General features: G+C 39.9%; 13 protein-coding genes and 1 rRNA gene. All 14 read right to left on the bottom strand.

Going from position 1 to position 12,808, the window contains the following annotated elements:
- Nucleotides 1-93: ribosomal RNA gene (locus HNQ85_RS16300) — 16S ribosomal RNA — on the bottom strand; the annotation flags it as partial.
- Between the two features lie 352 nt (nucleotides 94-445).
- Complete coding sequence (gene lysS / locus HNQ85_RS16305; RefSeq protein ID WP_181538775.1) at nucleotides 446-1,930, bottom strand: lysine--tRNA ligase; 1,485 nt, start codon at nucleotides 1,928-1,930, stop codon at nucleotides 446-448.
- Between the two features lie 78 nt (nucleotides 1,931-2,008).
- The gene (gene dusB, locus HNQ85_RS16310; RefSeq protein WP_181538776.1) at nucleotides 2,009-3,010 is read right to left on the bottom strand and encodes a tRNA dihydrouridine synthase DusB; all 1,002 of its coding nucleotides are present in this window, start codon (nucleotides 3,008-3,010) and stop codon (nucleotides 2,009-2,011) included.
- A 27-nt stretch (nucleotides 3,011-3,037) separates the two neighbouring features.
- Nucleotides 3,038-3,253 carry a helix-turn-helix domain-containing protein gene (locus HNQ85_RS16315; protein WP_181538777.1) on the bottom strand — a complete coding sequence of 72 codons (216 nt, stop codon included), beginning with the start codon at nucleotides 3,251-3,253 and terminating at the stop codon, nucleotides 3,038-3,040.
- Nucleotides 3,205-3,732 carry a 2-amino-4-hydroxy-6-hydroxymethyldihydropteridine diphosphokinase gene (gene folK, locus HNQ85_RS16320; protein ID WP_181538778.1) on the bottom strand — a complete coding sequence of 176 codons (528 nt, stop codon included), beginning with the start codon at nucleotides 3,730-3,732 and terminating at the stop codon, nucleotides 3,205-3,207. Before folK ends, HNQ85_RS16315 begins: the two co-directional genes overlap by 49 nt.
- Complete coding sequence (gene folB, locus HNQ85_RS16325; protein ID WP_343046569.1) at nucleotides 3,733-4,092, bottom strand: dihydroneopterin aldolase; 360 nt, start codon at nucleotides 4,090-4,092, stop codon at nucleotides 3,733-3,735.
- Complete coding sequence (folP, locus tag HNQ85_RS16330) at nucleotides 4,085-4,924, bottom strand: dihydropteroate synthase (RefSeq protein WP_181538780.1); 840 nt, start codon at nucleotides 4,922-4,924, stop codon at nucleotides 4,085-4,087. Before folP ends, folB begins: the two co-directional genes overlap by 8 nt.
- Nucleotides 4,924-5,796 carry an aminodeoxychorismate lyase gene (gene pabC, locus HNQ85_RS16335; RefSeq protein ID WP_181538824.1) on the bottom strand — a complete coding sequence of 291 codons (873 nt, stop codon included), beginning with the start codon at nucleotides 5,794-5,796 and terminating at the stop codon, nucleotides 4,924-4,926. The genes folP and pabC overlap by 1 nt, the downstream gene beginning before the upstream one ends.
- Before the next feature lie 2 nt (nucleotides 5,797-5,798).
- Nucleotides 5,799-6,377, bottom strand: coding sequence for an aminodeoxychorismate/anthranilate synthase component II (gene pabA / locus HNQ85_RS16340; protein ID WP_181538781.1), 579 nt, complete (start codon nucleotides 6,375-6,377; stop codon nucleotides 5,799-5,801).
- A 7-nt stretch (nucleotides 6,378-6,384) separates the two neighbouring features.
- The gene (locus HNQ85_RS16345; RefSeq protein WP_181538825.1) at nucleotides 6,385-7,809 is read right to left on the bottom strand and encodes an anthranilate synthase component I family protein; all 1,425 of its coding nucleotides are present in this window, start codon (nucleotides 7,807-7,809) and stop codon (nucleotides 6,385-6,387) included.
- Nucleotides 7,810-7,988: 179 nt separating this feature from the next.
- Nucleotides 7,989-8,915: a cysteine synthase A gene (cysK, locus tag HNQ85_RS16350; RefSeq protein ID WP_181538782.1), complete on the bottom strand. Its 927-nt coding sequence runs from the start codon at nucleotides 8,913-8,915 to the stop codon at nucleotides 7,989-7,991.
- An 87-nt stretch (nucleotides 8,916-9,002) separates the two neighbouring features.
- The gene (hslO, locus tag HNQ85_RS16355) at nucleotides 9,003-9,893 is read right to left on the bottom strand and encodes an Hsp33 family molecular chaperone HslO (protein ID WP_181538783.1); all 891 of its coding nucleotides are present in this window, start codon (nucleotides 9,891-9,893) and stop codon (nucleotides 9,003-9,005) included.
- Nucleotides 9,894-9,902: 9 nt separating this feature from the next.
- Nucleotides 9,903-10,688, bottom strand: a complete 786-nt coding sequence (locus tag HNQ85_RS16360; protein ID WP_181538784.1) for a type III pantothenate kinase — start codon at nucleotides 10,686-10,688, stop codon at nucleotides 9,903-9,905.
- A gap of 209 nt (nucleotides 10,689-10,897) precedes the next feature.
- Nucleotides 10,898-12,796 carry an ATP-dependent zinc metalloprotease FtsH gene (gene ftsH, locus HNQ85_RS16365; protein WP_181538785.1) on the bottom strand — a complete coding sequence of 633 codons (1,899 nt, stop codon included), beginning with the start codon at nucleotides 12,794-12,796 and terminating at the stop codon, nucleotides 10,898-10,900.
- Nucleotides 12,797-12,808 lie beyond the last annotated feature (12 nt).

Below are 12,808 nucleotides of genomic sequence, written 5' to 3' on the forward strand. Positions count from 1 at the left end.
CTCAGAAGCAAGCTTCTTTGTGGTCCGCTCGACTTGCATGTATTAGGCACGCCGCCAGCGTTCGTCCTGAGCCAGGATCAAACTCTCCAATAAAAAGTTTATATACCTAGCAAATTGACGTGGACGCTTCGTTTTGTTCAGTTTTCAAAGAACATTTGTTTCCGTCGCCCACAAGCGACTTTTTTAATATATCATTTTAAGTTTTTATTGTCAACAACTTTTTGTTCTTAATTTATATTTATTTTTCATATCTCAAATTTCATATCTCAAAAGCGACGCTTCTAAATATATCACGATGATATAAATAAGTCAACAATATTTTATAAAAATTTTTAAGCCGAGGCTGACCCAAAAGCCAAACGCCAGATCCCACAACACAATCACAATATATAAATGAAATGTATGTGAGATCAGACACTTATGAGTAGCCCCGACTATAGATTTATTATTTATTACGCATTTGTGGGAATAATAACACATCACGAATAGATGGAGAATTAGTCAATAGCATGACAAGACGGTCAATACCAATACCTAAACCACCTGTTGGCGGCATACCGTATTCTAATGCTTCAATAAAATCTTCATCCATCTCGTGCGCTTCATCGTTACCTTGTTCTCTCTCTTTTAACTGAGCTTCAAAACGTTCTCTTTGATCAATTGGATCATTTAGTTCAGTAAATGCGTTTGCATGTTCGCGACCAACAATAAACAACTCAAAACGATCTGTAAACCGTGGATCATCTGGATTTTTCTTTGCCAATGGTGATATTTCTACTGGATGACCATAAATAAATGTTGGCTGAATAAGCTTGTCTTCTACTTTTTGCTCAAAGAACTCGTTTACAATATGTCCAAATGTCATATGTGGAGCAATTTCTACACCGTGTTCTTTTGCTAAAGCTCTCGCTTCTTCATCGCTCATTTCCTTCCAGAAGTCTACCCCAACATATTCTTTAATTGCGTCCACCATATGAAGTCGCTTCCACTCAGGTGTTAAATCAACTGTATGCTCTCCATATTGGATTTTCGTTGTACCTAGCACTTCTTGAGCAATATGAGCAATCATATTTTCAGTAAGCTTCATAATGTCTTTATAATCAGCATAAGCTTCATATAGTTCAAGCATAGTAAACTCTGGATTGTGACGCGTAGAAATACCTTCATTACGGAACACACGGCCTATTTCGTATACTTTTTCTAATCCACCAACAATTAGACGTTTTAAATGCAATTCAATCGCAATACGCATATACAACGGAATATCTAATGCATTATGGTGAGTGATAAACGGACGAGCCGCTGCACCTCCAGCGATTGAATGCATCATCGGTGTTTCTACTTCTAAATAACCATGGCTATCTAGATAACGACGCATTGATTGAATAATTAAACTGCGCGTAATAAACGTATTTTTGCTTTCCGGATTCATAATTAAATCAAGGTAACGTTGACGATAGCGTTGTTCAATATCTTTTAAACCATGATATTTTTCCGGAAGAGGACGCAATGATTTTGTTAATAGCTCATAAGATGAAACTTTAATGGATAGTTCACCCACTTTTGTTTTGAAAACCGTGCCGTGAACGCCAACAATATCACCTAAATCGGAAGTATCAAATAGCTGGTACTGCTCTTCACCAACATCATCTTTACGAACATAGATTTGGATTTGTCCTGTTACATCTTGAATGTGGGCAAATCCGGCTTTACCTTTACCGCGTTTAGTCATAATCCGACCGGCAACGGCAACCTTAATTTGTTTCTCTTCTAATTCTTCTTTTGATAAATTTCCATATAATTCGAATAGCTCTTGTGCTTTATGCGTGCGTTCAAAACGTTTTCCAAATGGATCTAAGCCTTTTTCTCTTAATTTATTCAACTTTTCCCGACGAACTAACAATTGATCATTTAATTCTTCATGACTCATGTAATTCACTCCATTGTACATTTTATATTTATAAGAAATACTGCCAGCAAAAGAGCTGGCAGTCGGTAATCAAATTCATTATACAGCTTGAGCGCTGTTTTGTTGTTTTTCTTCTACCTCTGCCGCAAAATTTGTTAAAAGTGAGACAAGTTCTTCACGTGTATTACATTCGTTAATCGCATTGCGAATCTTCGCATTTCCTCGAATACCTTTTAAATACCAAGCAGCATGTTTGCGCATTTCTTTTACTGCAATATGTTCATTTTTTAATGCGATTAAACGATCTAAGTGTAAAATACATACATCAATCTTCTCTCGAACAGACGGTTCAGGGATGAGCTCTCCTGTTTCTAAATAACGTACGGTACGATAAATCATCCATGGATTTCCAAGAGCTGCACGTCCAATCATTACACCATCTACGCCTGTTTCTTCCAGCATTCTTTTCGCGTCTTGTGGAGTTTGTACATCCCCATTCCCAATAACCGGAATACTTACCGCTTCTTTTACTTGCTTAATAATATTCCAATCTGCTTTTCCTTCATACATTTGTGCTCTTGTTCTTCCATGAACAGCAACCGCTTTACCCCCGGCACGCTCAACAGCTTGGGCGTTTTCGACCGCATAAATGTGATTTTCATCCCAGCCAATCCGCATTTTCACTGTAACTGGTTTTTCTACTGCATCGACAACCGCAGCCACTACATCATAAATTTTGTTAGGGTCTAACAACCATTTCGCCCCAGCATCGCATTTTGTAATTTTTGGAACAGGGCATCCCATATTGATATCAATAATATCGGCATTTGTATTTTTATCAACAAATTTTGCTGCTTCAACTAATGTTTCTATTTCTCCGCCAAAAATTTGCAGACTTAACGGCTTCTCCCGCTCATCGATATATAACATCCCCATCGTTTTTTGGTTATTAAATAAAATCGCCTTATCGCTAACCATCTCCGCACAAACAAGGCCAGCTCCGAATTCTTTCACTGTTAAACGAAATGCAGAATTACAAACCCCCGCCATCGGAGCCAATACGACAGGATTTTTCATTTCAATATCACCGATTTTTAACATGTTCCACCCTCCTTCTTTTAAAATGTATTAGGTATTATGTTTTGGTGGAGAAAGCTCTTCTACTGTGATATTTAACCGTTCAGCCACCATCTGCAAAAACTGTTCTGTTGGCAAGCGGTTACCACGCTCTATTTCACCTAAAACAGACACAGATACTCCCAATTCTTTAGCGAAGCTTTCCTGTGTATGTCCTTTTAGTTTTCGAAAAGCGCGAATACGTCTTCCCCACTTTTCTGCTTCCATATACAAATCCCTTCTTTGTCCGGTAGTTCATCTATTATCAATAATAAATTTTTTTTATTGTTAGGAATGCAAATATTAGGATTAAGCTCTAAAAGCGGCACTAATACAAATGCTCTCTCCAGCATGCGAGGATGCGGAATGATAAGTTGCTCTGTCTCAATATTTTCTTGATTATACAATAAAATGTCAAGGTCTAACGTTCTTGGCCCCCAGTGAATCTCCCGTTTTCTTCCAAGATCATCTTCAATTTTTCGCGTCACTTCTAATAATGCAAACGGAGAAAGGGTGGTTTTGACTTGGATGACCATATTTAAAAAATAATCTTGTTCTACGTAGCCAACTGGTTCTGTCTCATATATTGAAGATGTATCAACAACAGAAATTTGCTCATGTTCATCTAATTTTCTTACTGCATCATGCAGATACCGAAGGCGATTACCAATATTTGATCCAAGAGCAATATATGCATTATTTACCATTTAACGACCCCTTACTATTTCTACTGCCACTGACTCATAATGTCCCCGTATTGGCGGATTTGGCTTTATTACTTTTACTTTGCAATTAGAGATGGAGGGAAAAGTGGCTAAGATGGTGTCAGCGATTTTCTCAGCTACTGTCTCAATCAGCTTAAATGGCTTTCCTTCAACAATTTCCCGACAGATACGATACAGTTCTGCATAATTAATCGTATAATTCAAATCATCGTTTTGCCCAGCCTTTCTTAAATCCGTTTCAATAACCAAATCTACCAAAAACATTTGACCCAATTTATTTTCTTCTGGAAATACACCGTGATAACCGTAAAATTGCATCCGGTTTACATAAATTTTATCGATTATGTTCCCCTCCTTTACCGAGCATCGCATCCATCATTTTCGCCATTCGGGCAATTGGGAGCACATCATGAACACGGACAATTTGCACACCTTTCGCAATTCCAAGACAAACGGTAGCTCCCGTTCCTTCAACGCGCTCGTCTGTAGGAAGATCTAGAACATGCCCAATAAACGACTTCCGCGATGTTCCCAGCAAAACAGGATATCCTAATTTGGTAAATTGCTCTAAATTTCGCATCACTTCAAGGTTATGTTCAAATGTTTTCGCAAAGCCAATGCCGGGGTCTAAAATAATTTTCTCATCCTTGACTCCCGCTTTTTTTACGATTGAAATGCTTTCAAACAAATCAGCAATCATATCAGGTATCAGGTTCTTATAATCTCGATTATGACGATTATGCATAAGAATAATCGGTACGTTATAATAAGCGGCTACTTCCGCCATTTGTGGATCGGCTTTTGCTCCCCATACGTCATTAATGATATGCGCTCCCGCTTCAATCGCCTGTTTCGCGACCTCTGCCTTATACGTATCTACAGAAATTGGAACATCAACGGCTTCTGACACAGCCTTGATGACAGGAATAACGCGTCTTAGTTCTTCGTCTAACGGTACCTTCTCAGCCCCAGGTCTCGTTGATTCGCCACCGATGTCAATAATATCCGCCCCATCAGCGACTAGCTTTTTTGCATGTTCCACTGCAAGGTCAATCGCATTAAATTTACCGCCATCGGAAAAGGAGTCTGGGGTCACATTTAAAATGCCCATAATGAGCGTTTTATGTTGTAGGTTTAACTGATAAGAACCGCAATCGATGATAAAATTGCTCATTACTTTTCGATCCTTTCTTTTAATTGACATCTTGTCCATAAAGACGTTGTAAAACGCTGATATTGTTGTTTTAACATTTTACTCAATGAACCTTCAATCCCTGGATACACTCTGGTATTGAACTGCCGAACGGGAACAATTTCTTGAATCGAATTGGTTAAAAATATTTCGTCTGCCTGCTCTAACTCATTAAGCTTATACAATCCTTCTTCGTACTCAATTTCTAATACGGAAAGCAGCGTTAACACAAATTGTCTTGTAATACCGTTTAAAATTCCCGTATCAACCGAAGGAGTATAAACAACACCATTTTTTACCCAAAAAATATTAGAAACTATCCCTTCAGCTACAAAACCAGCTTCAGTGAGAAAAATCCCCTCTATGTTAGGATTATTCCCGATTTCTCTCTTGCCAAAAATGTTATTTAAGTAGTGATGAGATTTTAAGCGTTTTTCTCCCTCTGGACTATTTCTCCTTGTGTTTAAAATCTTACATACCTTTTCATTGGAAGAAAAATGCGGAACAGGCTTCATATAAACAATCATCGTTGGCTCTTCATACTCATTCGTCTGTAATCCCAAATCGCCTATCCCTGCGGAAACATTAAGGCGAACATAAGCGTCTTTCATTTTGTTAGCTTCTAGTAATTGATGAATGATTTCTATAATTTCAGCGCGCTTTAATTGCAATTTAATGTTTACCTCTCGCAAGCTATCGTTTAAACGTTGAAGATGATCATCTAATAAAAAAGGATGTCCTTCATAAGTGCGAAACGTTTCAAATAAGCCAAGCCCATACATAAAACCATGGTCAAATGGCGAAATACGTGCTTCTTCTTTTTTAACAATGCTGCCATTTACGTAAACGTACATCATTATCGAACCCTTTTATACTGATCAATAAAGTTTTTTAACATCTCTAATCCATGGCTTGTCATAATCGATTCTGGATGGAATTGGACACCTTCAATCGGCAATGTTTTATGGCGAATCGCCATAATTTCATCCGCATCTGTCCAAGCAGAAACTTCAAAGCAGTCTGGCAGTGTTTCTTTTTTGACAATGAGCGAATGATAACGAGTAGCGGTAAACGGTTGAGGCAAGCCTGTGAAAATCGTTTTTCCATCGTGAAAAATTTGCGATGTTTTCCCGTGCATTAACCGCTCTGCCCGCACAATATCTCCGCCAAACACTTGAGCAATCGACTGATGACCAAGGCACACTCCAAAAATCGGTATCTTTCCAGCAAAATGCTCAATCGCTGACATACTAATTCCTGCCTCATTCGGGCTGCATGGACCAGGTGAAATCATTAAAAATTCCGGACTCAGCTTTTCTATTTCCTTAATTGTTATTTCATCATTTCGTTTAACAATTAATTCTTCTCCTAATTGCCCTAAATATTGTACTAAGTTATACGTAAATGAATCGTAATTATCAATCATTAAAATCATCTTTTTCTCACCTCATGCTCATAGATTCGTACTCTGCTTCGCTCAGCTCTTTTGCTTTCCAAAGCGCAAATGCTTTTTTCAAACACTCTTTGTATTCGTATTCAGGACGAGAATCAATGACAATCCCAGCTCCTGCTTGAACATGTGCCAGTCCATCTTTAGCGATCATCGTGCGAATGACAATATTGAGTTCCATGTCCCCGTTAAAACCAATCCAGCCGATGGAGCCTGTATAAATACCACGACGCACTGGCTCCAATTCTTCAATAATTTCCATCGTACGTACCTTTGGTGCTCCAGTAATCGTTCCGCCTGGAAAAACTGCTTTAATGACATCAAATGCATCTTTTCCTTCCGCTAATTCTCCCGATACATGAGAAACAATGTGCATCACATGAGAGTACTTTTCAATCGTCATAAATTCATCTACTTTCACCGTTCCGTATTTGCACACACGACCTAAATCGTTTCGTTCCAAATCAACTAACATTATATGCTCCGCCCGCTCTTTCTCGTTATTAATTAATTCACTGGCAATTGCCATGTCCTCCTGCAGCGTTTTCCCTCGCGAACGTGTACCAGCAATAGGTCTCGTGCTGATTTTATCCCCTTTTTTCTTGACAAGCAGCTCAGGTGAACCGCTGACAATTTGAAATTCAGGGAATTGCAAATACGCCATATATGGGGATGGATTAAGCAGACGAAGTTTTTCATAAATCGAAAAAGGATGAGTGAACAGCGGCTTCGATTGTCGCACCGATAAATTAACTTGGAACACATCTCCTTGCGCAATATAATTTCTTACTTTCTCAACCGCCTCTATAAATTGTGTTTCTGTCATGGAAACCGCTTCGGTTGCGTTCGTCGGAACAAACGGAAACACTTCTTGGTCACTTATACGTTCAAGCCATAATGATTCATACAAGGATAGGCGTTTTTGCGCTTCATCTTCTTCCCCTTCGATGTAATGGGTAATGATATGCAGTGTTTCAGTAAGATGATTATAAATAAATACATCATCAAAAATAAGAAAATATAAGTCGGGAATTTGTAAATTGTCTTGGGCCCAATTAGGTAAACGTTCAATATAGCGCGCGCAGTCGTAACTGATATATCCGATTGCCCCACCTTGAAAATCAGGACCGTCAACAAGAGATTTTGTCTGAAATTGAGCAAACCACTGCTTCATGAGAAGCAACGGATTTCCCTCATGTTGTTCCTCTCGTCCTTTATATCGAATGGTAAGCTTATTCCCTTTCCCCTGAACAATTCCAACCGGCCGAAATGCCATAATGCTGTATCTTCCATCGCGGCCACTTTCCAACAATACATGGTACGGCTCGTTTTTTGCTAAATGTTTATATTGTTGAAACCAGTCTTGTTGTTTATATGGAATTTTACGCTCTGCTGCGATTCTCGCGTGCCCCAACATTGTTGTCACTCTCCTAATGCTGTTACTCATAAGCCTATTGTACAATGAATGAAGGCACATATCATTAATAAAAAAATTTCGACAGGGAACAACCCCTGTCGAATTCGTGTAATACCGTTCTAACTAACAGCATTTTCAAAATGAAAGACGCTAGTTTTAAAGAGGGCGACTCCCCCGTTTTATTCTTCAAATTGATATAGTGCTGTACTTAAATAACGTTCACCGTTGCTTGGAATAATCGCTAAAACTTTTTTCCCTTTTCCTAACTGCTTTGCCACTTTTAACGCGGCATGAATAGCAGCCCCCGAAGAAATACCGCCTAATATTCCTTCTTCGCGCGCAGCACGACGAGCGGCTTCAAATGCTTCTTCCGTTTTTACTGTAATCACTTCATCATAAATATTTGTATCTAAAATGTCTGGAACGAATCCTGCGCCAATTCCTTGAATTTTATGCGGTCCTGGTTTGCCACCGGAAAGCACTGGTGAATCAGCCGGTTCTACTGCATAAATTTTTATATTTGGATATTTTTCACGTAACACTTCACCAGCACCTGTAATCGTTCCCCCTGTACCAATACCAGCAACAAATGCATCAAGCTGATCTCCCATTTGCTCAACAATTTCAGGACCCGTTGTTAAACGGTGAATCTCTGGATTTGCTTCATTTTTAAACTGTTGCGGCATAAAGTAGCCATGTTCATTCGCAAGCTCTTCTGCCTTACGAATTGCCCCACGCATTCCTTCACTCCCAGGAGTCAAAACAAGCTCCGCTCCATAAGCGCGCAATAAATTTCTGCGCTCTAAACTCATCGTATCAGGCATGACAAGAATCGCCTTATATCCTTTTGCTGCAGCAACCATCGCTAAACCAATACCTGTGTTTCCACTTGTCGGCTCGATAATTGTATCTCCCGGCTTAATTTTTCCTGCTTTTTCTGCTGCTTCGATCATTGCCAAGGCAATTCGGTCTTTTACACTGCTTCCTGGGTTCATAAACTCTAGTTTTAAATATACTTCTGCACTATCCTCATCCACAAGACGATTTAGTTTGACAACCGGCGTTCGGCCGATTAAATCTGTAATCGAATTTGCTACGTGTGCCATATTCTCCACCCCTAATCCCGAGTAATTTTATAGAATTTGTAAAAAATGTACCAGTTATTTTCTAAATTGTCAATCATTTTGCGTAATTTATTCATAGCGCCCTTCAGCAAATCGTTTCAATTCCTCTAATTCTTCTTTTGTAAAATGATATGTCTCATTACAGAAGTGACATGATGCTTCAGCATGTCCTTCCTCTTCAATGATTTCTTGAATTTCTTTGGCCCCAAGGCTAATAATTGCATCAGCAATTCTCTCTTTTGAGCAACGGCACACGAAAGCAACAGGAAGTGTCTCGAGAATTTTCACATTATCTTTTCCTAACAACTCATATAGTATTTCTTCTGGTGTTAATCCTTTCTCAATCATCTTGGAAACAGGTGGAATCGACTTTAATCTTTTCTCTATTTCATCAATCGTTTTCTCCTCTGTCCCCGGCATTAATTGAAGAATAAAGCCACCCGCAGCAAGAATCGTATTATCAGGATTGACGAGCACACCAACACCGACAGAAGAAGGCGTTTGTTCGGAGGAAACGAAATAATAAGTAAAATCTTCCCCTAATTCACCAGAAACAATCGGTACTTGACCAGTAAAATAATCGCGTAAACCTAAATCTTTTACAACAGTTAATGTACCCGCTGTCCCAACTGCTCTAGCAACGTCAAGCTTTCCATATTGATTTAACTCAAAATGGACTTGGGGGTTAGAAACATATCCTCTTACCTCACCTTTAGCGTTACTATCAACGAGAATCGTACCAATTGGACCGCCGCCTTCAATTTTAATCGTTAGTTTACTATCCCCTTTCAGCATCGCTCCCATCATGACACCTGCGGTCATCGCCCGACCAAGAGCCGCTGAAGCGGTCGGCCATGTTTGATGACGGCGTTGCGCTTCATTAATTGTTGCGGTTGTACGTACTGCATATGCTCTTACTTGTCCATCATATGCCAATGCTTTCACTAAATAGTCTGACATGTTGTAAACTCACCTTTCATCATATTTTTTCTCGACGTTTTTTGCATATAAAAGCTGTAGTCCTTTTAATGTTAAAAATGGATCAACAATATCGATGACTTTTGACTCTTCCGCAATAAGAGGAGCTAACCCACCCGTTGCAATCACTTTAGGCGGAACCGGACTTTGCGCCTTCATTCGTGACACAATACCTTCCACTTGTCCGACGTAGCCGTATAATATTCCCGCTTGCATCGCACTAACCGTATTTTTGCCGATAATATCATCAGGGCGAGCGATTTCAATACGCGGCAATTTCGCAGCACGAGAATATAATGCTTCCGTAGAAATTGTAATTCCAGGTGCAATCGCTCCGCCCATATATTGTTTATGCTCATTTATGTAACAATACGTAGTAGCGGTGCCAAAATCAACAATAATAAGCGGACTTCCGTATAAATGTATGCCGGCAACAGCATTTACAATTCGGTCTGCACCTACTTCTTTTGGATTGTCATATTTAATATTTAATCCTGTTTTAATTCCAGGTCCGACGATAAGCGGCTTGATATGGAAATATTTCAAACACATGCGCTCAAGCGCAAACATAATCGGTGGCACAACAGAAGAAATAATGATGCCATCAATGTCGGAAAAATTAAGACCGACATGATTTAGTAACGATTTAATTATCATGCCATACTCGTCTTCAGTTTTGCTGCGGCTTGTCTCGATGCGCCAATGATGCTTTAGCTCTTCTCCTTCATATACCCCTAAAACCGTGTTTGTATTCCCTACATCCAAAACAAAAATCATTGCTTCATCCCCACTTTTCACAAATTTTTGCTTTTTTCATCATATCATAAGTGATCATGAACAAGACAAACAATTAGATTGAAAAAAAGGGGCTGACCCCAAAAGTGTCTGACCTCACGCACAACTCATGATATATAGTGTATTTTTTCCATTGTTATATACTATATATTGTGGTTGTGGGGTCTGACACTTCGCTTAGGGTCAGCCTCTTATTCTTCGTCTTTCTTCGTATGAATGTTTACTTTGACATCATCCACATTTTGATCAGAGCCGTTTGCTCCATAGTTAGGAAGCGTACCATGCTCAAATAAGTGTTTAATTTGCTCTGCATTCAATGTTTCTACCTCTAACAGCGTTTTCGCAATTAACTCAAGCTTATCACGCTGCTCTGTTAAAATTTGTTTTGCTCTTTCATAGCATTCTTTAATAATGCGTTGAATTTCTAAATCAATTTCATAAGCGATTTGATCGCTGTAATTTTGTTCATTATGAAGGTCCCGACCTAAAAAGACATGACCGTGAGACTGACCGAACTGCATCGGTCCAAGCTTTTCGCTCATTCCAAACTCTGTTACCATACGGCGAGCAATACTTGTTGCACGTTGGAAGTCATTGTGTGCCCCAGTACTTACTTCACCAAACACAATTTCCTCGGCAACGCGGCCGCCTAACAGACCAGTAATTTTATCTAAAAGCTCCGGTTTTGTCATAAAGTAACGGTCTTCTTTCGGAAGCATCACAGCATAACCGCCCGCTTGTCCTCGCGGTACAATCGTTACTTTATGAACCATATCGGCGTCATCAAGCACCATACCAATAACTGTATGCCCCGCCTCATGGTAAGCGACAATTTTGCGCTCTTTTTCGGAAATGACGCGGCTCTTTTTCGCTGGCCCAGCAATGACGCGATCTGTTGCCTCGTCAATGTCGCTCATGTCAATTTTCTTCTTGTTTTGACGCGCTGCTACGAGCGCTGCTTCATTAAGCAGATTCTCTAAGTCAGCTCCTGAAAATCCAGGTGTTCTCATTGCAATCGTTTTTAAGTCAACGGATTCATCTAAAGGTTTGTTGCGCGCATGAACTCTTAATACCTCTTCACGTCCCTTTACATCTGGACGGTCAACCGTAATTTGTCGGTCAAAACGTCCCGGACGCAATAAAGCAGGGTCTAAAATATCCGGACGGTTTGTCGCTGCAATAATAATAATTCCCTCATTGCCGCTGAAACCATCCATTTCAACAAGCAATTGGTTTAATGTTTGCTCGCGCTCATCATGTCCGCCGCCAAGACCTGCACCACGTTGACGACCGACTGCGTCAATTTCATCAATAAAGATAATACACGGAGCATTCTTTTTCGCTGTCTCGAATAAGTCACGTACACGTGACGCACCGACACCGACAAACATTTCAACGAAATCAGAACCACTGATAGAGAAAAATGGAACGCCCGCTTCTCCAGCAACCGCACGTGCCAATAACGTTTTACCTGTACCCGGCGGACCAACAAGTAGAACACCCTTTGGAATACGTGCGCCAAGCTCGGCAAATTTGCGTGGGTCTTTTAAAAACTCTACAATTTCAACAAGCTCTTGCTTTTCCTCATCCGCACCAGCTACGTCTTTAAAGCGAACCTTTTTCTTTTCTTCATTGTACAGTTTCGCTCTGCTTTTACCGAAATTCATTACCCGGCTCCCGCCGCCTTGCGCCTGGTTAAGCAGGAAGAAAAACAAAATAAAAATGATGACAAATGGGATAATGGAAGTGAAGAAAGTCACCCAACCGCTTGTTTCGTCCGCTGGCATCACTTCTACCCTTGCTCGTTCAGCGGCTGCATCAATACGATCAAGAACTTTATCACTATTAACAACATATGTTGAGAAGTATTGGTCTTCTTCATAAGTCTTTAATTGACCTCTTATTTCATACACGCCTCGCTCTGGCTTCATTGAAAGCGATTTGACATCGCCATTTTCCAAATGCGTCATAAATGCATCATATGTCATCGGTTCAGTCCGTTGATTGCTTCCATTAAAGAAACTAACAACGCCAATGACAACAAGAAAAATCAATAAATAAAATATCGTATTACGGAAGATCCGATTCATTTCTTACCTCCT

Source organism: [Anoxybacillus] calidus (genome assembly GCF_013760845.1).
GTDB classification, from domain to species: Bacteria; Bacillota; Bacilli; order Bacillales; family Anoxybacillaceae; genus Paranoxybacillus; species Paranoxybacillus calidus.